A 21,476-nucleotide genomic window follows, 5' to 3' on the forward strand; every position below is an offset into this window, starting at 1 on the left:
TCCCGGGTCAGAACCAGGTGCGAAATGTGAGGCGTGGCAGGGTTTCGTCCATGATGTGGGTGCGGCCGCAGGCCCAACCGAGGAGGTCGCGAGGCTTGCCTACGATCACCGTCCTGTCGTCGTTTCGTTCCGCGACGACGACGTCTTGACCAGTTCTGGCGACCAGCCGAATGTCGCTCAGCTCGGTGGGCATGAGGATCGGAAGGAAGGAGACAGCGATCGCCGCGTCTGTATCGGCCACGTCCTCCCAAGGGCGTTCGAGATCCGCGTGGTGGATGAGCAGCTGGACGAGTCGCCGCGTCGGCAGCACGCGCAATGTCTGATCGAGCGAGGACCACCCCTGCACGCCGTGCATCCCGGCGGCGAGTCGTTCCGAGGATTCGATGAAATCATCGATGAGGACGGCTCCAGGCCGAAGCCCGCCACGTTCGACGTCCCACCGCCGGTCGGCATCGTACTCGGGCAACGGCCGGCCAGTCGCGGCAAGCAGTTCGTCCGCCATGCGGTCGGCCTCACGCGAGAGATGGGTGAGCACGTGGCCACCGGTGACCTCGTCGAAGAGCGGCTCGCCTTGGAGGTCGAGTTCGAGGAACCCGCCGAGCAGACGCCGGAGAAGCGCAGCAGTCTCCCGGTCGACGGCTTCGATGATGGCAGGCTGATCGATGGGTACTCGGTCCAGTACGGGAGTCATCGAGTACCCCCACTGCGGATCAGGTACCGGTACCCGGCCTCCAACTGAGCGCTGCTCCACACGTCAGCTCGCTTGCTCGCAGTCTCTTCGTCACTCGACCAGATCTTCGGCCCGCCGGCTGCAAGCGCGGCAAGCTCGGTGCGGCAGGCGCGTTCCAGGAGCACCGAGTACATGACCGCCGATGCGATATCCCGTCCCACGGTCACGGCACCGTGGCTGGGAAGCAGGATCCCGTTCGACGTTCCGAGCGCCGCGGCGAGGGCAGCACCCAGGTTCGCCGTCGCGATCAACGAACCTGTGACCGCCGACAACCTCGGGAGCGGCGGATCCGTGAACGGAACTGCGTCATGAGAGAGGGGGTGAAGCGGCACGTCGAGTGAAGCGAACGCCGCGAAGGTTGCAGCATGCGTGTGAACGATGGCGTTGACGTCGGGCCGTGCCTGGTAGATCTGCGTGTGGATCGGGTATTCGAGGTGGCGGTTGCCGGTACCTTCGATGACCTCTCCCGACCATGAGACCAGGACCACGCGTTCGTGGTCGATCTCTTCGAAGCCGTACCCGGCAGGCTTCATCCATGCGCCCCGACCTTCGCTGTCGCGTACGGAGGGGTGCCCCCAGATCATGTCGCCGAGGCCTGCCGATGTGAGCGCAGCGCAGGCCGCGACCACGTCATCGACCTGGCCGGCTGCCTCACTCACGAGCTGCCGCCCGATTCTTGACGAGCGGGGTGTCGACGCCGATCTTGCCGAGGCTCGACGCGCCGCCCGGACTTCCGATCGGCTCCGCCCGGCCCGGCAACGTGGTTTCGAAGAACACGATGTTGTCCTGTTGCCAGACCGGGTCGTGACCGTCGTTGGGTGAGGTGATCGCGGTGACCGGGCAGACCGTGAGGCAGGCACCGCAGTCGATGCACTCGACCGGATTGATGTAGCGCTTCTCTTCGCCTTCATAGATGCAGTCGACGGGGCAGACGTCGACGCAGGATCCGTCCATCTCGTCGATGCAGCTTTGACCGATCACGTACGCCACGATCAGCCTCCGATTCCTGCGGTCGCCAGCCGGGGCAGCTCTGATGAATGTCCGGGGAAGAGGTCTTCATCCGGTCGCAGCACGACGGCGATGTTGTTGACTGCGGTCGCCGCTTCGCCGAAACCGACGACCATCAGGCGAACCTTCCCCGGGTAGTCGGTGATGTCGCCGGCCGCATAGACACGCTGCCGTCCGGTCGACATGTCCGTGCCGACCTCGATCTGGCGGCCCTTGATCGACAGCCCCCATTCCAAGAGTGGGCCGAGCGAGGCTATGTGACCGAGGGCTGGGATGATGACCGATGCCGGGACGGTCTCGGTCGTGTCCGTTCTGGCGTCTCTGACCACGACATGCGCCACGGAAGCATCGCCGCCGACCTCGAGGAGTTCCGCCTCGGTGATGATTCGGCAGCGGGAATTCCGGATCTGTTCGACGGCGCGTTCGTGAGCGGTGAAACGCCCGCGTCGGTGGATCAGGGTGACCGATTTCGCCGTGTCCGCGAGCATGTTCGCCCAGTCCACGGCGCTGTCTCCACCGCCGACAATGACGATGTCGTCCGCGACATACTCCTCCGCCGGGCCGACGACGCGGTGGATCCCTGCGCCGGCGTAGGTGTCTACCGCGGGGAGCGGCCGTGGCGTGAACCGTCCGATGCCGCCGGTGATCAGGATCGCGGCGCAGTGGATGGTGGCACCGCTCGTGGTGGTGGCGATGATGGATCCGTCATCCTGATCCTCGAGAGTGGTGCACTCCTCACCCAAGATGATGTGCGGGTGTGCACTTTGCGCTTGCTCGATGAGGCCGGCGATCAGGTCGCGTCCTCGCACGGCAGGCAGACCCGCGACGTCGTAGATGAGTTTCTCGGGGTAGAGGGCGGCAACCTGCCCGCCCAGATGGGTGAGGCTGTCGACGAGGACCACCTGGAGGTCGCGCATGCCGGCGTAGTAGGTGGCGAAGAGCCCGGCCGGTCCGGCTCCGATGATCAGAAGGTCACACTGGATCATGAGTCACGTCCAAAGCAGTCCGTCGGTCAGGGGTCCCTGGCCGGCGACATCCAGATAGGCACGTCGGGCGCCAGGGTGGAGGGGCACCGGGGTGTCTTGCATTTCAGCGGGATCCAGCGGGTATCCGACGGGAGTGTGGTCGGGCGGGATGTGTTGGTACTGGGATTCCAGGGCGAGTCGCGTCTTGACCATGCACCAGGTGGCGAGGTAGGCCACATCCTCGTCGAGGTCCTCACGGCACAACAGCAGGAAGTCCGCGAAGTCGAGGGTGAGAAGGTCCTTCTCCAGCGTCGGGAGGTAGCCCGCTGCCACGATCGCGCTGGGCCAGCCGATCGCGGCGAAACCCTCGATGACGGCGTCGCCCCACTCGAGGTATCGCACGGCGCGACGCTCGGCGATCCGCTGCCAGGCGGGCATCATCACGGCCTCCTGGATCAGCACGTTGATGGAGCCCGTGGCGAAGGCGTGCACGAGCGGGAACGGACGCTCGTCGTAGAGGAACTGTGCGCCGTCACGTCGGAGTTGCTCGGGATCTGCCCCGGCCAGCTTCAACCCGAGGTGGGCGGCCAACCCGATGGCGTTGACGCCGTCGTCCGCCGACGTTCCGATGACGAGCTGATCGGCGATGCCGGCGAGATCGGCGACGGTATGGACCGGCAGGTCCGCGTCAACGGCGACGACCAGACGGTCGCGGTGAGTGATCTTGCCGAGCGCCCGGAGCCACGGCGACGGAGCATTTCCCGCAGGCCCGGTGCCCTCGAACATGAGACGCCCCGCCGGCGCGGGCGTGATCAGGGCGATGTCGGCACGGCCATCCTGGAGGGCCGCGACCGCGTCGACACCGCCTCGACCGGCGTGGATCGAGAACTGAGAACCTTCGGGCGCGCGATCACCGATCTCTTGTGCGAGCCAGCCCGAGATCCGGGTCAGGTTCGCCTGACCCCAGTCAGCCTTGAAGCGCAGGTTGACCGGAGCTGCCAGACGAGGTCCGGTCTGCTGGGAGTTCGCCAGGCTCATGGGGCAGGAATCGCGGCGAGGCCAGCGGCGTCGACCGAGAAGTGAACCTCGGTGACGGTGTCCACCGGCCATCCGATGCGGTCGAATTCCTGGCGAACGGCGGCCTCCGAGTCCGCGTCGTACACCGTGACGATGTACCCCTGCTCGAGATTGATGAAGCACTGCTGGAACTCCGCGAAGGTGTTCTGCTGGATCTCGGGCACGTAGGAGGCGACTTCTTCGGGAGCGAGCGCGGGGGCCTGGTGAACGCTGACGTACGTGGTCATGTGCTGCTTCTTCCTTCTGGTGGTCACGACGAGCGTCATCGCTCGTCGGTTGGATGCGAACTAGGCGGCGACCTCGGATGGCCATCCGAGTCGCTCGAGCGAGATCTCGGCGGCGGTGGTCCCGCAGGTCCCGCAGGCCCTTGCAGCGGAATCGGTGTTGAATCGGCGGGCGACCTCGGCGTAGATCGCGGTCGCTTCGACCTCGAGGTCCTGCTTCCACTCGAGGCGGTGCAATTCCCCGCTGCATGTCTCGCAGGCGAAGACCGCTGCACGGTACGCCGGTTCGTTGCCGATGTAACGGATCAGGACGCTTTCCTCATTCGGTTCGAGCGCATGAGGTGTGCCCGCTGGGACGTAGACGTGGTCACCGGCGATCATCGACCAGCTGTTCACGTTCGATTCCCGCAGCCGAACAGTTGCGCTTCCCGACATGAGTGCGATCACCGTGTCCTCCGCGAATGCGAGGAAGAACGGCTGCTTTTCGGTGTTCCGCGACAGGGTGATCTGGGGGTCGACGTCCACCGGCATCACCGGTACGTCGGCGTAGTTTCCGATCTCTTTGGCGGCTTGGAAGGCCTGCAGCATCCTCCGGCGGGCCATCAGCGGAGCACCTCTTTCGCGCTGTTGGTGAGCGCGTGGAAGGCCGCGTTGGAAACCTTTGTCTGGTTGACCAGGCGATCCCAGCCCCACGGCTTGAGGTCGAACAGGTAGTTCTCGTGGCCGCAGTGCTGGCAGACCCTGACCTCGTCCGAGTTGCGCTGCTTGACGAACTCGGTGCCGCCCCACTGCGTTGAGAACTGGCGGAACACATCGTCCGCGTCGCCGAAGGCCGTCGGGTTGAAATCGGGAGCTCCGAAGGGCGCGGAGTCGTACTCGAACTTGAGGATGTCCTTCTTGCAGCTCTCGCACTTCGCCGTGAGAGCTTCGCGCTGCCCTGCTTCGCCAGATTGGCGCTGCGTGATGGTCACGAGTGCGAACGCGCCCTCCTTCTTCTCGTCTCGGAGGAACGAGTTGACCCCGTGGAAGGGCTGCGTGGCCATCAATGATCCGGTGGCGATCATGGCGTCGCTCGAACCCCAGGCGACCAGAAGCTCGGACACCGTGTTCCAGTGGAAGAAGTGCCCATGGGAGCGGTCGGCGCCGCCGTAGAGCATCGCACCGCACGGAACCATGGCGCCCGCTTCGTCGTAGGGGAAGATCGGCATCAACTGCGCATTCGACTTGGACATGCGTTCGTAGACGCTGACCTTCAGCGGTTCGCGCTCGCCTGTGGGCGGTTGGACATGACGTGTCGGCGCGATCTCGGGAAGCGCGGCCTGCACGGGTGAATCGACGACGATCGACACCGGAATCTCCTTTGATTTCTAGTGTGTACCGCAGAATGACACATCAAGCGATATCGTGACGCAATGCTAACCGCAGAAGAGCCCCGCGGCAAGCGCGCTGAACCACGAAGTTGTTCGGTCTACCGCGGCTACCAAAGCCTCGACAAGGGCTGAGGCCGCGGGTTCGCAGCCAGAGCGCATTGCGTCTCATTCGACGGCGCTATGACAAATGGTTGTCAATGCGACGAGTGCGCGCCGGATTGGACGAGCCCCCGGAGGCGACGCAGCAGCCGCATGGCGGTGAGGATCTCCTCCTCGGTGAGGATCTCCTCCATGGCGCCGGTCCATTCGGATCGCCAGAGCTCGAGCGCCTCCTCGTAGGCCGCCCGCCCGGCGGGCGTGAGCGCGATGACCTTCGACCGGCGACGATCGGGATTCTCGCGTGTCTCCACCAGCCCGAGGGCGGCCATCTCATTGGTCGACTTCTGCACGGCCTGCCGACTGAGTCCCATGTTGCGGGCGATCTGCGCGACGGGAAGCGGATGGTCGGAGAGTGCGATAGCCCCGAGCACCAGCCAGCGCCCGCTGGTGAGACCGACGCTCTTCACCGTGGCGTCGCCGATCGCGAGCAGGCGGTCATTGACGCGGAAGATCTCGAACATCAGCTCGTCGATCGGTCGAGTGTCTCTCCGGAACATCCCCCCATGCTCGCATGGCGGCACAGGTCGGGTCAGGCGATGACGCCTGCGAACTCGTCGGCGATCGCGACGGCGATCCGCCCGGTGGCGCGCATCCACTGCTCGTCGCCCCGGCTGCGAGGGGCAGTCACGGACAGCGCGGCTCGCGCACGGTCCTGCCGGTCACGGATGACGACGCCCACCGCGCTCACGTCCGGCTCGCTCTCGCCGAAATTCGTGGCGTATCGCCGAGCGCGCACGAGTTCGAGCTGCGCGAGCAGGTCGATTCGCCGAACCTCGGGCACGCCGCCGGCCTTGGCGATGGTCTCATTCGGAAACACGGCCATGACCTCGGCGTCGGACAACTCGGCGAGCAGCGCTCGTCCGGCAGCTGTTGCATGGGCGGGCAGAGTCCAGCCGAGCCGGCTGCCGATCCGGACCGAGCGGGTGCTCTCGATGCTGTCGATGCACATGATCTCGCTTCCGCGGAGCACGCTGAGCTGCACGGTCTCGTCGGTTTCGCCGGCGAGCTTGGCCAACGCCGCCTGCCCCACGGTGCGCAGGTCGCTGCTCTTGACGGCGACCAGGCCGATGCTGGCCAGGACCGGACCGGGCCGGTAGACCCGCGTCGACGCCTCGTGGACGACATAGCCATAGACCGTCAGCGTGTTGAGCAGGCGGTGAACCGTGGACCGTGAGAGCCCGAGTCGCTTGCTCGCCGTGCTCACCTGGATGCTGGGGCCCTCGGAGAACAGTTGGAGCAGTTCAAGGGCGTTCGCGACCGCGCCGATGACCTCGGCGGGTCGTTCCGCGCTCGTGACTCCGGGTTCTGTGCGTTCCATCGCCAGCAAGTATCTCAGCCGCGGTGGCGCCGGGCGGCCCAGCCGGTGCCCGGCTTGCATGCTTGCGGCAGACGAACCCGCCATCTGGCGGATATATCCCGACGGATGGTGGTGGTGATTCCGTGACAACCGTGGGTGTAATGGCCCCGACAGACCTTTGCATCGACGTAGGAGGAGACATCATGAGCCGCACGAAGCCAGATGAGATCGGCCCGCCGGTTCCGTTCGATCCGGAGCTTGCCGCCGCCCTGGAGGTGGTCCGCGACTATCTCCCGAGGTTCGAGGGTCTGGATTCGATCCCCGCCGCGCGTCAGGTCATCATGGCCGGACTCGACACCTCGGGCCTGGATCGGCGGGTGGAGACTGGCGCGCTGTCGGTGATGGAGCGGACCATCCCTGGCCCGGCGGGAGCTCCGGACATCGACCTGTTCATCGTGCGGCCGACCGCTGCTGCCGGGCCGACCCCCGCGCTCTACTACACGCACGGCGGCGGGATGATCCTCGGCACTGCCCGAGGCGTGTCGGAGGAGTTCCTGGAATGGGTGGAGCGCTTCGGGTGCACGCTCATCTCGGTGGAGTACCGGCTCGCACCGGAGACGCCGCATCCGGGACCAGTGGAGGACTGCTATGCGGGGCTGGTCTGGACGGCTGAGCACACGGACGAGCTCAACATCGACCCCGACCGGATTGTCGTGTTCGGAAGTAGTGCGGGCGGCGGCCTGGCGGCAGCGACGACGCTGATGGCACGAGACCGGCGGGGTCCGAAGATCGCGGCGCAGTTCCTGATGTGCCCGATGCTCGATGACCGCAATGACACCGCGTCCGCGATTCAGGGCGAGGGGATCGGCACCTGGGACCGCCGTGCCAACCAGACGGGCTGGACGGCACTTCTGGGCGATGCCCGGGGTGGTCCCGACGTGTCGGAGTATGCGGCCCCGGCGCGCGCGACCGACCTGACGGGTCTGCCGCCGACCTTCATCGACGTCGGCGCGGCCGAGACGTTCCGGGATGAGGCGGTAGCGTACGCCAGCCGTCTCTGGCGTGCCGGGGTCGATGCGGAGCTGCACGTATTCGCGGGTGGATTCCACGGGTACGACGCGCTCGCTCCCCACGCTGCCGTGTCCAAGGACACCCGTGACCTGCGGGTCGCGTGGTTGACCCGGTTCTTCGAGCGGTAGACCGCACAGAGGGAATCATGGGTCCATGAGAGATCTCACCGCTCGGATCACCGCGCTCGCGCCCGAGGCCGCGGACGCGCTGAAGGCCATCGCGTACTTCGACGAGCTCAGCCAGCACGGTGCCGGGGTTCGCTCCGTGGTCCGCGCAGCTGCAGCCCTGTCGGGTGTTCCCGCGAATCTGATCGACCGGACCGGTGGAGTGTCGATGCGGGTGACCGCGGATGGCACCTCCATGCCGGTGGCGGAGAGCGTGGATCCGTCCTGGCCCCGAGCGGTGACGGAGGATGGTGCGGTCGAGATCGTGCTTGAACGCTCGGCACCGAACGAAGCGCACCTCGATGCGCTGGTGGCAGAGCGGGCGCTCCTGGCCATCGCGACGGCGATCGGTCGTCCGGACGAGGCCCGCCCACGAGATGAGAATCTTGCGCTGCGGACGGTGGTGGACGCCAAGGCGACCCCGAAGCTGCGGCATCAGGCGCTCGAGCGGCTCGGGCTGACCCCGGAGACCGAGGTGTGCGTGGTCGCGGTTCGCGGTGCGGCGCCCGTGCTGGCGATCGCCCTCGCCGAGGCGCGTGAGAAGGCGGGGTCGCGCCGCGCCGGCATCGGTCAGGTACTGCCGGCGGACGAGGCGCCGCTCTCATGGAAGCGGGCCTGGTCGGCGCTCGCGCTGACGTCGGAAGGCACCCGCGCCGACCCCGGCGACCGCATCGTGTTGGCGGACGATGCCGGCGCGCTCCTGTGGCTGGTCGAGCACCTCTCGCCCGGCGCGGAGCTCCCGGACGATGTGACGTCGGTCACGACCCATGCGGCATCCGCACCGTGGCTCCTGGAGACGCTCGAGGCCATCAGCACCAATGACAGCGTCCGCGATGCCGCGGCAGCGCTCGGCCTCCACCACTCCACGGTGCAGGAACGCAGTGCACGGGCATCGCGCCTCCTCGGTTGGGACATCACCGACCAGCGCGGGAAGCACCGCACCCAACTCGCGCTCGCCATCCGTCGCATCGGCAATGCGCAGCGCACGAACCCAGCACCACAGTAAGGAACGGGACACATGGAAGAACTCACCGGCAGAACCGCGATAGTCACCGGCGCCGCAAGCGGCATCGGCCTGGCGATCTCCGAGGCGTTCACCCGCGCGGGCATGAACGTCGTCATGGCGGACCTGAGCGAAGACGCGCTGGAGGCCGAGGCATCCCGGCTCTCGGCAAAGGGTGCGCGTGCTCGCCCTGACCACCGATGTCAGCGACCCCGAAGCGGTTGAACGACTCGCTGACAGCGCCGTCGACGCATTCGGTTCCCTGCATGTCGCCGTGAACAACGCCGGGATCGTCAACGGCGGAAACAGCTGGGAACTCTCGCTCGAAGAATGGCATCGCGTCATCGATGTGAACCTCTGGGGCGTCATCCACGGGATCCGATCCTTCGTCCCGCGCATCCTCGCGTCAGGTGAAGAAGGGCACGTCGTGAACACCGGTTCGCTCGCATCGGTGATGGCGATACCCGGACTCGGCCCCTACACCGTCGCCAAGCACGGCGTCCTCGGGCTGTCCGACGTGCTCCGAGCCGAACTCCAAGAAGCCGGCGCGCCGGTCGGCGTCAGCATCGTGTTGCCCGGCAACATCAGGACCGGCCTCAACCCCGCCGGCACCCTGACGGCGGAACAGGTTGCCGCGAATGTGGTCGATGCGATACGACGAGGGCGACCGTACGCCTACACCGACCTCGACGCCGCGAACGACGTCGAGGGCCGGCTGCGGGCGATCATCGGGGCTCGCGCTGACGTCATCGTCTGAGTCTGAGTCCCGACCGGACGCTCTACGCCCGACGGACCCCGGTGAACTTCGACGCGGGCAGGAACTTGATCTTCCCCGTGCCGCCGAACGAGTCCGGCCCGGACAAGGTGAGCTCGACTTCAGCCGTGCCCTTGAGCGGCTTGGTCAGGTGCGTGGTCATTCGCAGCCTCTCACCATCGCATTCGACGCCCGAGACGGTGGCGACGACCTGTGGTGAAGCGAACGCGACCTCGAGTGACCCGGCCCGTTCAGTGACGGTCATGTCCATGACGAACGTGCCGACGATCGACGACTGCTCGACGTCCCAGGTTCCGATCCATGCATTCATTCGCTGCTCTTCTCTCTCATCGGGTGGTGCGGTCATCGACGGGCGGCCGCGTCGTCGACGACGAACTCGGCGCCGGTGAGCGCATGCAGCTCGTCGAGGCCGACGCCTGGCGCCAACTCGACGAGCCGCAGCCCGTCGTGGCCGACGTCGAAGACGGCGCGGTCGGTGATGATGCGGTCGACGCATCGCTCGCCGGTGAGGGGCAGGTCGCAGCGCGCGACGATCTTCGGCGACCCGTCGCGGGCGACGTGCTCGGTGACGACGATGACGCGCGGGGTGCCGGCGACGAGATCCATCGCGCCGCCCATGCCCTTCACGAGCTTGCCGGGAACGGTCCAGTTCGCGAGGTCGCCGTGTTCGGAGACCTGCAGTGCGCCGAGGACGGCGGTCTGTACATGGCCGCCGCGGATCATGGCGAACGAGGTGGCCGAGTCGAAGACGGATGCCCCTGCCAGCAGGGTGACGGTCTGCTTGCCGGCGTTGATCAGGTCCGCGTCCTCGTCGCCCTCGTACGGGAAGGGGCCCATGCCGAGGATGCCGTTCTCGCTCTGGAACGTCACATTCACGCCGGCGGGCAGGTGGTTGGCGACCAGCGTCGGGATGCCGATGCCGAGGTTCACGTACTGCCCGTCGACGAGGTCGCGGGCCGCGACCTGAGCCATCTGCTCACGCGTCCACATGGGTGTCCTCCGTTCGCGTGCGAACCGTGCGTTGCTCGATGTCCTTCGTCGGGTCGCTCACGGCGATCACGTGCTGCACGAAAACGCCGGGCGTCATCACATCGTCGGGATCGAGGTGGTGGTCGAGCACGTGTTCGGCTTCGGCGATGGTGACCTTGCCCGCCGTGGCGACGAGCGGATTGAAGTTGCGCGCTGCCAGCCGGTAGCGCAGGTTCCCGACGGAGTCGGCCTGCGCGGCACGAACGAGCGCGACGTCGGCGAAGATGGCGCGTTCCTGCACATAGCGTCGTCCGTCGAACTCGGCGATCGGCTTGCCCTCGGCGACCGGAGTGCCGACTCCGGTCGCCGTGTAGAAGGCCGGTATCCCGGCGCCGCCCGCTCGCAATCGCTCGGCGAGTGTGCCCTGCGGCACGAACTCGACCTCGAGGTCGCCGGACAGGTATTGCGAGGCGAACAGCGCATTCTCGCCCACGTAGGACGCGAGCACCTTCGAGACCTGGCGGTTCTCGAGCAGCAGGCCGAGGCCCTTGCCGTCGACGCCCATGTTGTTCGACACGATGGTGAGATCGTCGGCGCCGCTGTCGCGCACCGCGACGATGAGGTCGCGCGGGATGCCGCTGAGCCCGAAGCCGCCGACTGCGAGGGTCATTCCGGATCGGATCACCCCGGCGATCGCCTCGGCCGCGCCCGCCCGGACCTTGCCGGTCACGACACCGCCTCTGCGCGCGCGCCGACGACGGTCGGTGCCGCGAGGTCGGAGGTGAACTGCGCGATCAATTCGATGGCGGATGCCTCGTCGATCGCCGTCCCGTAGACGTAGAAGTCGGGGCGCACGAGCACAGCTCGCGCTCCGAGGTCTTCGAACCACTTCGCGTACGTGCCGTCCGCATCCACGAAGTCCGAGCCTTCGACGACGGTACGGACACCGAAGCTAGCGAGATCGTCGATCAGGTCGGCCGGGGGTGCCGGCGTGCCCGCCCGCAGGATCAGCGCCGCCGCGCCGAACACGTCGTCGAATCGCACCGGATCGGGGTGCTCGTCCGTCGTGATCCGGCCCTGTCGTGAGAGCACACCGCCCTGCGGTCCGCGGTGCAATCCGCCGCCGAGGCGAGGTGCGGGCGGCGGCTCGGGCTCGCGGCCCGCCTGTCGGGCGGCGATCATGTCCTGATCGCGGGCGGCAGCGGCATCCGGATCTGTGATGCAGATGATGCGACCGAGCGACATCGAGAAGTCGATGAAGTCGGCGACGTGGCGCTGGCGTTCGGCGACGAACGTGTCCAGGACAGCCTCGCCGGCCGCTCCGCGAAGCACCAGGTCGAGCTTCCACGAGAGGTTGAGCGCATCGCGGAAGCCTGCCGCGAGGCCCTGGCCCGCGAAGGGCGGCATCTGGTGGGCCGCGTCCCCGAGGAGGAACACGCGGTGGTCGCGCCATTGCTCGGCCCAACCGGAGTTGAACGTGTACACCACGCCGCGCTCGAGGTCGGCGTTCTCGGGCCATACACCGAACGGCGCGAGCAGTTCCCAGATCCGTTCCGGGCGGGTGAGCTCTTCGACGGTCTCGCCCTCGAGTCGCATGAACTCCCATCGACGTCGTCCCGGGCCGCCCGGGACGACGGTCGTGGGCCGCGCCGGGTCGCAGATCTGCTTGGCGAGGTGCATGGCCGGGAAGCCCTCGCGCGGCACGACGTCGATGACGAGCCAGTCGAAGAAGTAGCCGAGGTCGTTCCACTGGATACCCAGATCTGCGCGTGTCTCGCTGTTCGCGCCGTCCGCACCGAGGACAAACGACGCTCGAATGATCTCGACGTGCGAGTCTGTGCCGTCCTCGATGGTGCCGTCCTCGACACCGGTGGAGGCGGCGGGTGCGATGGCGACGTCGACCCCGTCACCGTCTTGCGCGCGCACCGTCGCGGTAACGCCGCGTCGCACGGTCACCGTCGGTTGGGCGAGGAGGTCGGCGTCGAGGTGCGCCTCGAGTGCGGGTTGGTTGTAGAAGTAGGTGTTGTTCCAGCCCGATGGGTCGATGCCCCGCCAGTCGACCTGGTGCAGCACCTCCTCGTCGGCATTGACCCAGACGTAGAGATCGTCGTACGGCTCGACGGCATCGGGAATGCCGTCGACACGCAGGCCTGCGTGCTGCAGGAGCCGAGCGATCTCGGCGTCGTGGGCGACGGCTCTCGGCAGCGGGTAGCTCGTCGTCTTCCGTTCGGCGATGAGCACGGAGTGGCCGGCGCGAGCCAGCAGGAGTCCGGCCATCTTGCCCACCGGTCCCATGCCAACGATGAGCACGTCGTACTGGTCGGGGTGTGACGTCATTGTCAGGGCTGCTTTCTGTGGTCAGGTGTGCACGATCGCGCCGCGAGAGGCGCGTGGACTGGGCAGGCGAGCGGCGTCTCTGAAGACGCCGTCGAGGGTGCGCGAGAGGTGCAGCACCTCGAGTCGCGCGCACTCCTCGGCGTCGCCTGCGGCGGCGGCATCCAGGAGTGCTCGGTGCTCCACCTGGGAGGTGCGCAGTCGGTCGACGAGGGCGGATCCCTGGTGATCGAGGTCGTAGTGGAGGTACGCGAGCCGGTAGCGCTCGGAGTTGTCCCAGAGATCCTCGAGCAATCGCACGATCCGAGAACCCGCGTGCGACGAGAGCCCGAGGTGGAACTGACGATGGTGGACGCGGAACTCGGCCATCTCGCTCGCCTCGATCGCTGCATCCATTGCCGCGAGGTGCTCTGTCAGTTCACCGAACTCGTTCGGCTCCAGTTCGCCGATCGTGGCGCGGATGGCGACCGGCTCGAGCGTCATGCGGATGGCGTAGATCTGATCGAAGTCGTCGAGGTCGAGTTCGGAGACGCGGACCCGTCGGTTGAAGTCGCTCGTGATCAGTCCTTCGATCTCGAGGCGGCCCAGGGCCTCCCGCAGCGGGGTGCGGCTGATGCCGAACTCGCCTGCCAGCCTCACCTGCGACAGGATCGCCCCGGGCGCGAGGGCCCCGTCGAGGATCGCCTGTCGCACGCGCCGGTAGGCGAACTCGACCGCATCGTCGGGCCTCGCCGCACCGGGGCGGGCGCGAGGCGAGGCATCGTCGGAAGGCCGAGACATGTCAGTCCTCCGAGACGAATCGTTGGACGATCGTGCCGACGCCCTCGATCTCGGTCGTCAAGACCTCGCCGGGTCGGAGGTAGACGGCCGGCGTGCGACCGATGCCCACGCCCTCCGGTGTGCCTGTGAAGATGAGGTCGCCCGGCAGCAGCTCGACGACGGCCGAGAGCCGGGCCACGAGCGCCGGTATCGAGAAGATCAGGTCGCGTGTGCGGCCATCCTGAAGCATTTCGGTGGAGCCATCGGGTCGACTGAGCGTGCACCGCACCGAGAGGTCGTCGCGATCCGCCTTCGACTCGACCTCGTCCAGCGTCACGACTGCCGGTCCGACGGGAGCGAATCCGGCTCGCGACTTCCCGAGACTGAACTGCGGAGGGTCGCCCCAGAACTGCACGGTGCGGTCGCTGAGGTCCTGCCCGACCGACAGCCCGGCGATCCGATTCCAGCCATCGCCCTCGTCGATGTCGCGACCACCGTGGCCGATGACGACGACGAGTTCGGCCTCCCAGTCGACCGTGTCACCGGAGAGCGTCACCTCGACGTCTGGACCGGTCAGGCTCGATGCGAACTTCGTGAACACAACCGGATTCTCGGGAACCGCGTACCCGGACTCTCCGGCGTGCTTGGCATAGTTGAGGCCGATCGCGAAGATCTGCGGCGGACGAGGTACCGCCGGGCCCAGTACACGCGGATCGAACGGGTTGCCGGCAGAGACATCCTGCCCTGCCGCCCACTCGGTGAACTCGCCCCAGCGGGCGTACACGGCCTGCGGGTCGGAAGAGAAGCGACCGGAGCTTGCGCTCTCCACGTCGAGTGCGCGGTCGGCGTCGAGAATGACGAGCCGCTCGGCGAGGTTCGCGATGCGCATGATGCCTTCTTTCGGGTCTGTGGCGGGTTTACCAGAGCTCGGGAAGATGGACCTCGGGGAGGACAGCAGGAACGTACTCGCCAGCACGCGTCCGCTGGTGGATCTCCTCCCAGTCGAGGCCCGCGTTGCGGGCTTCGACGAGCTTCTCGGGGTCGAAGTATTCACCGATGGGGTTCTCGCTGAACTCCTGCGACGCCCACATCCACTCCTTCGACTTCTTCCAGTCGCCGAACGTGTCGAATTGAATCTCGACGCCGTTACCCTCGGGGTCTTGGTAGTACATCGACATCGTCATGCCGTGGTCGAGGTTCAGGAACGGGCGGATGCCTCGTGCCGCGAGGCGTTCGTAGTTGTCGAGCCACAGGTGGAAGTCGGCGTATTCGAACGCGGTGTGGTGCAGCCCGGCCGTGTGGCCCTTATTGACCGGCGCCTCGAGGTCCGGGAGTGCCAGCAACGCGATGCGGTGGTTCGCGTCGTCGTTCGTGAGCCAAGCGCCGTTCTCGCCGTGGTAGACGGGCTCGAGGCCGGCGACGGCCTCGTAGAACTCCACCATCTCATCGAGCTTGAGGGTCGCGAAGGTGGTGTGGTGGAACACCGGCCGATTGATCGGGCGGCGCCGGTTACGGTTGTCGGTCATTCGGGCTCCTCATCGAGTGGGTGACGACGAGGCAACTGTATACGCCCTCCTACAAACTGTCTACAGTTTGAGCGAGCACTGAAAGCCGTCGCGGGCGGGGCGCTCCGCGACCTCGACATGTTCGGTCTATGGATTGATACGGCCCTGGAACGGCGCGGCTGATCCTGGGCTGATGATGCAGGTGGTGGAGCCGGCTCAGGCTGGTTCCACCACCTGTCAGGCTCTCAGCACGGTCGCACGACGCGAGCGCCGCTCAACGAATTCCTCATCGACGTCGACGCCGAGGCCGGGCTCCGTAGGCCGTGTATAGACGTGTCGGCCTCGAACTTGGATTTGCGGGATCTCATCGCCGGAATCGCTTGGCGAGTATTCGCATGTGGCTCACCTCTCTTCAACAGTAGATCGCCACTCCGACGCACGGCGCCTCGGTGAGCGAAGCCGAGTGATCATCGTGGACTACGCCAGTGGCCGCGTATGGGCTTGCAGCCACGGATGTGTGGCCTCACCTAGATTTCGCCTCCCGAAGGCTCCTCGAGGCGCTCGGCGGTGATTGGAGCCGATTCTGCGGCCGCTTCGCGCTGCGGCCACCCCTCCCGGATGCCAGGTCGTGGGTTCCTCGATTCCGGTTCCTGCGAGAGCCGGTGTGACGAACTCGTTCACCAGGCGAACGACTTCGTCGACGTCGGTGAAGGTGGCGGCGGCCGGCGTCGACGCGGCGAGTGCGCGGTACCGTGTCCGCTTTCCGTCGGGGACGACGAGCAGTTCGAACGGGGTTATTCGCGAGCGGGTCCTTGGGGGGATCGCCAGTTGGAGCTCGCGGAGATCACCCCTTTCTGTCCGCCGGCCCGACGCACGACCGACCGTGACCTAGCGAGGGGCGGATGCCACGTGGCATCCGCCCCTCGCCGTCTCAATGGACCGGCGTCACGGCCATCGGCCGGCCGCGATCAGAGTTCGGCGATGACGGTCTTGAGCTCGGTGTAGTCCTCGATGCCGAAGGAGCCGAGCTCGCGGCCCCAGCCCGATTCCTTGTAGCCGCCGCGCGGGAGGGTCACGTCGTCGGCATGCCACGAGTTCAGCCAGACGGTGCCGGCGCGCAGGCGCCCGCCGACGCGGTGCGCGGTGCCGATGTCGCGCGACCAGACACCGGCGGCGAGGCCGTACCTGGTGTTGTTCGCGAGGGCGATCGCCTCCTCCTCGGTGTCGAAGGGCACCGCGGTGACGACCGGGCCGAAGATCTCGTCCTGCTGGATCGACATCCGTTCGGAGACGTCGGTGAACACCGTCGGTCGTACGAAGTAGCCGCGATCGCCTACGCGGACGCCGCCCTCGGCGACGGTCGCGCCCTCGGCGACGCCTGCCTCGAGGTAGCCGGTGACCTTCGCGAACTGCTCGTCGGAGATCAGCGGGCCCATGTCGGTGCGCTCGTCGAAGGCGCTGCCGACCCGGATGCCTCGGGCGATCTCGGCGATGCCAGCGACGACCTCGTCGAACACGCCGCGCTGCACGTAGAGGCGCGAGCCGTTCACGCAGCACTGGCCCTGGTTGAAGAACGCGGCGTGCGCCGAGCCGGGGATCGCCTTCGCGAGGTCGGCGTCGTCGAAGACGATGTTGGGGGCCTTGCCTCCGAGCTCGAGCGAGACCTTCTTCAGGTTCTGGCTGGCCGCGGCGGCGATCTTCTTGCCGACCTCGGTGGAGCCGGTGAACGCGACCTTGTCGACGTCGCGGTGCGCGACGAGGGCCGCGCCGGTGTCGCCGAACCCGGGCAGCACGTTGACGACGCCCGCGGGCAGGCCCGCCTCGAGGAGCAGCTCGCCGAGGCGCAGTGCGCTCAGCGGGGTCTGCTCGGCGGGCTTCAGCACGACGGTGTTGCCCACCGTGATCGCCGGGACGATCTTGAAGGCGGCCATCGTCAGCGGGAAGTTCCACGGGACGATGCCGGCGACGACGCCGATCGGCTCGCGCACCGTGTAGGCGAGGAAGTCCGAAGTCTCGCTCGACAACGGGATCGTCGTGCCCTCGATCTTGTTCGCCCAGCCTGCGAAGTAGCGGAACAGCTCGGCGGCCGTGGCCACGTCGCCGTCGCGCGCGCCGACGAACGGCTTGCCGCCGTCGAGCGCCTCGAGCTGCGCCAGCTCGTCGGCGTTCTCCTCGAGGAGGTCGGCGATCCTCCACAGGAGGCGCCCGCGCTGGCGGGGCGTGAACCGGCTCCACGCCGAGCCGTGCTCGAATGCACGGCGGGCGGCCGCAACGGCGCGGTTCACGTCCTCGGTGCCGGCCTGCGCCACCTGGGTGATCGCGTCCTCCGTCGCGGGGTCGATCGTCGCGAAGGTGCGGCCGTCGGCGGCATCCTGCAGTTCACCGTCGATGAGGAGCTGCCTGGGCGATCCGATGAACGCGGCGACGCTCGGCAGCAGGGCTGCGTTGGTCATGATGGTCCTTTCGATTGTCGTCACTTGACGAAGGGGAGTTTCGAGCGGTCGATGGTCATGGCGACGGCGGCGATCACGAGTACACCGTAGAAGATCTGCTCGTACGAGGAGTCGACGCCGGCCACGGACAGGCCGACCCGGAGCACCGTGATGATGAGGACGCCGACGATGGTGCGGCCGATCCCCCCGAATCCACCGGTGATCGCCGTCCCACCCACGACGATTGCGGCGACCACCGGCAGAAGGAGGGAGTCCGCGAGAGTCGGAGCCCCGCTGAAGGTGCGGCCGACGAGCATGATGCCCGCGAAACCCGCACAGGCGGCCGAGACGACGAAGGCCGCGATCTTCGTCTGCGTGACGGGCGCGCCGGCCATGAGTGCTGCCGGTTCGCTGCTGCCGATCGAGATCAGCCAGCGTCGCACCGGCGTGAAGGCGAGCACGAGCGCGAACACCGCGACGAGCGCCGCCGCGATGAGCACCGCGCTCGGGACGTTCCAGGCACCGACCCGCGTGAACGTCCAGTCGAGGGTGGTACCCGAGACCGGGATCGTCGACGCGCCCGAGGCGAGGAGCGCAACACCCGACCAGACCGCGAGGCCGCCGAGCGTCACGAGGAACGACGGCACCTGCGCGACCACGTGGATGGCGCCCTGGAGCAGCCCGGCGAGCGCGCAGACGATGATCACCACGGGGACGGCCCACCCACCGAGCGCGGGGATCCAGAGGGCGACGAGCACCGAGGCCATCGAGGCGAGCGACGCGACGGAGAGGTCGATGCCGCCGACCAGGATGACGAGCATCGCCCCCGACGCGAGGATCATCAGCGGCACCGCCGAATCGAGCACCGTCCAGATGCTCGAGGCGCGAAGGAAGTTCGGGTTCGCGATCGCGATCGCTGCGACGAGCGCCGCGAGCACGATCACGGGCATGACCGTCAGCAGGAGCTGACGTCGCGCGGACTGGGTGAGCCGGGGCCCGTCGCCGAGGCGGGAGAAGGCGCCGGTCTTGTCGGTGACGCTCATCACACCATCCCCTCCAGCACGCGGAGGGGCGCGGGCTTCGCGCCCGCGGGTGCATCGATGATCTCGGCCACACGTCCGTCCTTCATGACGAGCACGCGATGGCTCATGGCGATGAGTTCCTCGAGGCTGTCGGCCATGAGCAGCACCGACACCCCGTCAGCCGTGAGATCGCGGATGAGCTGGTAGACCTCCGTCTTGGCGCCGACGTCGAGGCCGCGCGTCGGATGGTCGAGGATCAGCAGGCGCAGCGAATCGGAGACGAGCCACCGGGCGAGCACCGCCTTCTGCTGGTTGCCCCCCGACAGTGAGCCGAGCTGCGCCGAGGCCGACGGCGTGCGGATGCGCAACCGCTCGATCCACTCCTCGGCGAGCGCACGCTCCTTGCGGCGTTGCAGCAGTGGGCCGGCGCACACCTCCGAGATGTGCGGGAGCGTGATGTTCTCGGCGACGGACATCGAGCCGACCATGCCCTCCCGGCGGCGCTCCGCCGGGACGTAGCCGATGTCGGAGGCGATCGCGGCGCGCGGAGAGCGGGCATTGAGCGGCCGACCGTGCATGGTGACCGACTCGCTCCGGCTCGCGAGCGCGCCGAAGAGGCTCCGGCAGAGTTCCTCGCGACCTGAGCCCTGCACGCCCGCGATACCCACCACCTCGCCCTCGTGGAGGTCGAGGTCGATGTGGTCGCAGACGCCCTTGACGGTGAGTCCGCGCACCGCGAGCCTGACCGCTTCGCGAGCCGGCAGTTGCCGCTCCTCGTCGTAGTGGCTGCCCGCGAGGTCTCGGCCGATCATGAGCTTGCGCAGCGTCGCCTCGTCGACGTCGCCGGGCACGCATTCGGCCACGGTGCGACCGTTCCGCAACACGTAGACACGGTCGGAGACGCGCAGCACCTCGTCGAGGCGGTGCGAGACGAAGACGACCGACGCGCGCGTGCGCAGCCGCTCGATCTGGGCGAAGAGCACCTCGGTCTCGTCGCGGTCGAGCACCGAGGTCGGCTCGTCGAGGAGCACGACCGGCTCGGCGTTCGTGCGCTCCTCGGTCGCCAGCACCTTCGCGACCTCGACGAGCTGCCGGTCGGCGAAGCTCAGGCTCTCGGTGAGGGCGTCGACGGAGATCTCCGAGCCGATCTTGTCGAGCTGCACCTGTGCCCGCCGCCGCAGTTCGCGCCAGCGGTAGAGGCCGCCGACGACGGCGGGGCCCTCCGCGCCGAGCAGGATGTTCTCGGCGACGGTGAGGTTGGGGATGAGCGACTGCTCCTGGAAGACCATGCCGATGCCCGCGGCACCGGCCTGTGCGATGCCGCGCATCTTGACGCGTCGGCCGCGGAGCTCGATCGTGCCCGAGTCGGGCCGCGCGAGCCCGACGAGCATCTTCAGCAGCGTCGACTTGCCCGCGCCGTTCTCGCCGATGAGCCCGACGACCTCGTGGGGGCGCACCTCGAAGGTCACCCCGTCGAGGGCCGTGGTCTCGGCGAATCGCTTGCGGAGGTCGCGCACCGCCAGCACCGGGGGAACTCCCGGCGACTGTTCGGCTTCGACGGTCTCGATGTCGGGGTTCACTTGACCACTCTCAATCTCTTGCGCAGCGGCCATGCCGTGATGACGACGGCTGCGACGACGATCACGCCCTGCACGGCACCCTGCACGTACGGGCTCACCCCGATGAGCACGAGCCCGTTGACCAGGACCGTGACGATGAGCACGCCGACGATCGAGTGCAGCACCCCGCCGCGCCCGCCCGACAGGAGCGTCCCGCCGACGACGGCCGCCGTGATGGCCGCGAAGTTCTGGCCGACGCCGGCCTGCACGATACCCGACCCGAGCTGGGTGGTGACCATGACGCCGGCGAGCCCGTACGTGGCGCCCGCGAACGTGAACGCCAGGGTCTTGTAGCGACGCACGGGGATGCCCGAGAGCAGCGCCAGCTCCTCAGCCCCGCCGATGGCCCGCGCATACCGGCCGAGCCGGGTGTACCGCTGCACGAGGATGCCGATGAGCACGACCGCGACCGCGACGTACGTGAGGCGCGTGAGCCCGAACCACTGCCCGGAGGCCCACTCGGCGAGTTCGGGCGAGCGCAGCGCGGGCTGGACGCCGCCGAACAGCACCGTCGCGATGCCGATGCCGATGGCCGACATGCCGAGGGTCGTCATGAACGAGGGGATCTTCAGGCCGGTCGACAGCAGGCCGCTCGCGAGCCCGAAGCCGGCGCCGATCGCCACCGCGGCGAGGACGCCCATGAACCCGAAGTCGAGATCATTGCGGCTGTTGGCCACGAGGAGCGCGACGCTCAGCGCGGCGGTGGCCATGACGCCCTCGATCGACAGGTCGATCGCGCCGAGCAGCAGCACGAACGTGAGCCCGACGGCGATGACCGCGAGCACGGAGGCGGAGTCGAGGACGTTGCGGACGTTCCCCCACGTCGCGAACTGCGGGCTGAGGAACCCGAAGAGGAGGCACAGCAGCACGAGCGCGCCGAGCGGGCCGAAGTCGGCCAGGATGGTCGCGCGATCGGGCCGCCGCGAGGGACGGGGCGAGCCGGGGGCCCTCCCGGTCTCGGGCGGAGCCAGCCCGAGCCGGGCGGGCGCCACG

Annotated in this window: 23 protein-coding genes and 1 pseudogene; 3 read left to right on the plus strand and 21 right to left on the minus strand. The window is 67.8% G+C overall.

Annotated elements, in window-relative coordinates; genetic code table 11:
* Positions 1–7 precede the first annotated feature (7 nt).
* The 10 genes from GQQ95_RS14985 to GQQ95_RS15020 form a co-directional block, all read right to left on the minus strand.
* A complete protein-coding gene (locus GQQ95_RS14985; protein WP_157428477.1) occupies positions 8–691 on the minus strand; it encodes a maleylpyruvate isomerase family mycothiol-dependent enzyme in 684 nt (227 codons plus the stop codon).
* Positions 688–1,389, minus strand: coding sequence for a class II aldolase/adducin family protein (locus GQQ95_RS14990; RefSeq protein WP_212275489.1), 702 nt, complete (start codon positions 1,387–1,389; stop codon positions 688–690). Before GQQ95_RS14990 ends, GQQ95_RS14985 begins: the two co-directional genes overlap by 4 nt.
* Complete coding sequence (locus tag GQQ95_RS14995) at positions 1,382–1,720, minus strand: ferredoxin family protein (protein WP_157428478.1); 339 nt, start codon at positions 1,718–1,720, stop codon at positions 1,382–1,384. Before GQQ95_RS14995 ends, GQQ95_RS14990 begins: the two co-directional genes overlap by 8 nt.
* Positions 1,721–1,722: 2 nt before the next feature.
* A complete protein-coding gene (locus tag GQQ95_RS15000) occupies positions 1,723–2,724 on the minus strand; it encodes an NAD(P)/FAD-dependent oxidoreductase (RefSeq protein ID WP_157428479.1) in 1,002 nt (333 codons plus the stop codon).
* A gap of 3 nt (positions 2,725–2,727) precedes the next feature.
* Positions 2,728–3,741 carry a TAXI family TRAP transporter solute-binding subunit gene (locus GQQ95_RS15005; protein ID WP_170297085.1) on the minus strand — a complete coding sequence of 338 codons (1,014 nt, stop codon included), beginning with the start codon at positions 3,739–3,741 and terminating at the stop codon, positions 2,728–2,730.
* Entirely contained in the window at positions 3,738–4,007 is a 270-nt protein-coding gene (locus GQQ95_RS19375) for a hypothetical protein (protein ID WP_170297086.1), read from the minus strand. The genes GQQ95_RS15005 and GQQ95_RS19375 overlap by 4 nt, the downstream gene beginning before the upstream one ends.
* Positions 4,008–4,067: 60 nt before the next feature.
* On the minus strand, positions 4,068–4,607 hold the full coding sequence (locus GQQ95_RS19380; protein WP_170297087.1) for a cupin domain-containing protein: 540 nt from the start codon (positions 4,605–4,607) through the stop codon (positions 4,068–4,070).
* Positions 4,607–5,353 (minus strand): hypothetical protein, encoded by a 747-nt coding sequence (locus GQQ95_RS15010; protein WP_157428481.1) that lies wholly within the window; start codon positions 5,351–5,353, stop codon positions 4,607–4,609. Before GQQ95_RS15010 ends, GQQ95_RS19380 begins: the two co-directional genes overlap by 1 nt.
* 215 nt (positions 5,354–5,568) lie before the next feature.
* On the minus strand, positions 5,569–6,030 hold the full coding sequence (locus GQQ95_RS15015; protein ID WP_157428482.1) for a MarR family winged helix-turn-helix transcriptional regulator: 462 nt from the start codon (positions 6,028–6,030) through the stop codon (positions 5,569–5,571).
* Between the two features lie 32 nt (positions 6,031–6,062).
* Complete coding sequence (locus tag GQQ95_RS15020) at positions 6,063–6,911, minus strand: IclR family transcriptional regulator (protein WP_170297088.1); 849 nt, start codon at positions 6,909–6,911, stop codon at positions 6,063–6,065.
* A 122-nt stretch (positions 6,912–7,033) separates the two neighbouring features.
* Here GQQ95_RS15020 and GQQ95_RS15025 point away from each other — a divergent pair, with 122 nt between their 5' ends.
* The 3 genes and pseudogenes from GQQ95_RS15025 to GQQ95_RS15035 form a co-directional block, all read left to right on the plus strand.
* On the plus strand, positions 7,034–8,029 hold the full coding sequence (locus GQQ95_RS15025; RefSeq protein WP_212275491.1) for an alpha/beta hydrolase: 996 nt from the start codon (positions 7,034–7,036) through the stop codon (positions 8,027–8,029).
* A gap of 136 nt (positions 8,030–8,165) precedes the next feature.
* On the plus strand, positions 8,166–9,071 hold the full coding sequence (locus GQQ95_RS15030) for a helix-turn-helix domain-containing protein (RefSeq protein WP_170297089.1): 906 nt from the start codon (positions 8,166–8,168) through the stop codon (positions 9,069–9,071).
* A 60-nt stretch (positions 9,072–9,131) separates the two neighbouring features.
* Positions 9,132–9,825 (plus strand): annotated as a pseudogene (locus tag GQQ95_RS15035) (SDR family NAD(P)-dependent oxidoreductase); the annotation flags it as partial.
* 22 nt (positions 9,826–9,847) lie between these two features.
* Here GQQ95_RS15035 and GQQ95_RS15040 read toward each other — a convergent pair.
* The 11 genes from GQQ95_RS15040 to GQQ95_RS15090 all read right to left on the minus strand — a co-directional run bounded on the left by GQQ95_RS15040 (position 9,848) and on the right by GQQ95_RS15090 (position 21,475).
* Positions 9,848–10,189 carry a hypothetical protein gene (locus tag GQQ95_RS15040; RefSeq protein ID WP_157428486.1) on the minus strand — a complete coding sequence of 114 codons (342 nt, stop codon included), beginning with the start codon at positions 10,187–10,189 and terminating at the stop codon, positions 9,848–9,850.
* On the minus strand, positions 10,186–10,833 hold the full coding sequence (locus GQQ95_RS15045) for a CoA transferase subunit B (protein ID WP_157428487.1): 648 nt from the start codon (positions 10,831–10,833) through the stop codon (positions 10,186–10,188). Before GQQ95_RS15045 ends, GQQ95_RS15040 begins: the two co-directional genes overlap by 4 nt.
* Positions 10,820–11,542 carry a CoA transferase subunit A gene (locus tag GQQ95_RS15050; RefSeq protein ID WP_157428488.1) on the minus strand — a complete coding sequence of 241 codons (723 nt, stop codon included), beginning with the start codon at positions 11,540–11,542 and terminating at the stop codon, positions 10,820–10,822. The genes GQQ95_RS15045 and GQQ95_RS15050 overlap by 14 nt, the downstream gene beginning before the upstream one ends.
* Positions 11,539–13,149: a bifunctional 3-(3-hydroxy-phenyl)propionate/3-hydroxycinnamic acid hydroxylase MhpA gene (gene mhpA, locus GQQ95_RS15055; protein WP_157428489.1), complete on the minus strand. Its 1,611-nt coding sequence runs from the start codon at positions 13,147–13,149 to the stop codon at positions 11,539–11,541. The genes GQQ95_RS15050 and mhpA overlap by 4 nt, the downstream gene beginning before the upstream one ends.
* A gap of 21 nt (positions 13,150–13,170) precedes the next feature.
* The gene (locus tag GQQ95_RS15060; RefSeq protein WP_157428490.1) at positions 13,171–13,926 is read right to left on the minus strand and encodes a GntR family transcriptional regulator; all 756 of its coding nucleotides are present in this window, start codon (positions 13,924–13,926) and stop codon (positions 13,171–13,173) included.
* 1 nt (position 13,927) lies between these two features.
* On the minus strand, positions 13,928–14,794 hold the full coding sequence (locus GQQ95_RS15065) for a fumarylacetoacetate hydrolase family protein (protein ID WP_157428491.1): 867 nt from the start codon (positions 14,792–14,794) through the stop codon (positions 13,928–13,930).
* A gap of 28 nt (positions 14,795–14,822) precedes the next feature.
* Complete coding sequence (locus GQQ95_RS15070; RefSeq protein ID WP_157428492.1) at positions 14,823–15,431, minus strand: VOC family protein; 609 nt, start codon at positions 15,429–15,431, stop codon at positions 14,823–14,825.
* Positions 15,432–16,378: 947 nt separating this feature from the next.
* Positions 16,379–17,863, minus strand: coding sequence for an aldehyde dehydrogenase family protein (locus tag GQQ95_RS15075; RefSeq protein ID WP_157428493.1), 1,485 nt, complete (start codon positions 17,861–17,863; stop codon positions 16,379–16,381).
* Positions 17,864–17,883: 20 nt separating this feature from the next.
* Positions 17,884–18,885 (minus strand): ABC transporter permease, encoded by a 1,002-nt coding sequence (locus GQQ95_RS15080; RefSeq protein WP_157428494.1) that lies wholly within the window; start codon positions 18,883–18,885, stop codon positions 17,884–17,886.
* Positions 18,885–20,444, minus strand: coding sequence for a sugar ABC transporter ATP-binding protein (locus tag GQQ95_RS15085; RefSeq protein WP_212275498.1), 1,560 nt, complete (start codon positions 20,442–20,444; stop codon positions 18,885–18,887). The genes GQQ95_RS15080 and GQQ95_RS15085 overlap by 1 nt, the downstream gene beginning before the upstream one ends.
* A complete protein-coding gene (locus GQQ95_RS15090; protein ID WP_246205568.1) occupies positions 20,441–21,475 on the minus strand; it encodes an ABC transporter permease in 1,035 nt (344 codons plus the stop codon). The genes GQQ95_RS15085 and GQQ95_RS15090 overlap by 4 nt, the downstream gene beginning before the upstream one ends.
* Between the last annotated feature and the right edge of the window lies 1 nt (position 21,476).

The sequence above is a fragment of the Agromyces salentinus genome (genome assembly GCF_009749395.1).
Taxonomy (GTDB): domain Bacteria; phylum Actinomycetota; class Actinomycetes; order Actinomycetales; family Microbacteriaceae; genus Agromyces; species Agromyces salentinus.

What these genes read in the sequence shown, in the direction of transcription:
- GQQ95_RS15025 (WP_212275491.1), top strand. Translation starts at nt 7,034, where the DNA reads ATGAGCCGCACGAAGCCAGATGAGATCGGCCCGCCGGTTCCGTTCGAT.
- GQQ95_RS15060 (WP_157428490.1), bottom strand. Translation starts at nt 13,926, where the DNA reads ATGTCTCGGCCTTCCGACGATGCCTCGCCTCGCGCCCGCCCCGGTGCG.
- GQQ95_RS19380 (WP_170297087.1), bottom strand. Translation starts at nt 4,607, where the DNA reads ATGGCCCGCCGGAGGATGCTGCAGGCCTTCCAAGCCGCCAAAGAGATC.
- GQQ95_RS15045 (WP_157428487.1), bottom strand. Translation starts at nt 10,833, where the DNA reads ATGTGGACGCGTGAGCAGATGGCTCAGGTCGCGGCCCGCGACCTCGTC.
- GQQ95_RS15040 (WP_157428486.1), bottom strand. Translation starts at nt 10,189, where the DNA reads ATGACCGCACCACCCGATGAGAGAGAAGAGCAGCGAATGAATGCATGG.
- GQQ95_RS15080 (WP_157428494.1), bottom strand. Translation starts at nt 18,885, where the DNA reads ATGAGCGTCACCGACAAGACCGGCGCCTTCTCCCGCCTCGGCGACGGG.
- mhpA (WP_157428489.1), bottom strand. Translation starts at nt 13,149, where the DNA reads ATGACGTCACACCCCGACCAGTACGACGTGCTCATCGTTGGCATGGGA.
- GQQ95_RS15015 (WP_157428482.1), bottom strand. Translation starts at nt 6,030, where the DNA reads ATGTTCCGGAGAGACACTCGACCGATCGACGAGCTGATGTTCGAGATC.
- GQQ95_RS15075 (WP_157428493.1), bottom strand. Translation starts at nt 17,863, where the DNA reads ATGACCAACGCAGCCCTGCTGCCGAGCGTCGCCGCGTTCATCGGATCG.
- GQQ95_RS14985 (WP_157428477.1), bottom strand. Translation starts at nt 691, where the DNA reads ATGACTCCCGTACTGGACCGAGTACCCATCGATCAGCCTGCCATCATC.
- GQQ95_RS19375 (WP_170297086.1), bottom strand. Translation starts at nt 4,007, where the DNA reads ATGACCACGTACGTCAGCGTTCACCAGGCCCCCGCGCTCGCTCCCGAA.
- GQQ95_RS15070 (WP_157428492.1), bottom strand. Translation starts at nt 15,431, where the DNA reads ATGACCGACAACCGTAACCGGCGCCGCCCGATCAATCGGCCGGTGTTC.
- GQQ95_RS15020 (WP_170297088.1), bottom strand. Translation starts at nt 6,911, where the DNA reads ATGCAAGCCGGGCACCGGCTGGGCCGCCCGGCGCCACCGCGGCTGAGA.
- GQQ95_RS15000 (WP_157428479.1), bottom strand. Translation starts at nt 2,724, where the DNA reads ATGATCCAGTGTGACCTTCTGATCATCGGAGCCGGACCGGCCGGGCTC.
- GQQ95_RS15065 (WP_157428491.1), bottom strand. Translation starts at nt 14,794, where the DNA reads ATGCGCATCGCGAACCTCGCCGAGCGGCTCGTCATTCTCGACGCCGAC.
- GQQ95_RS15005 (WP_170297085.1), bottom strand. Translation starts at nt 3,741, where the DNA reads ATGAGCCTGGCGAACTCCCAGCAGACCGGACCTCGTCTGGCAGCTCCG.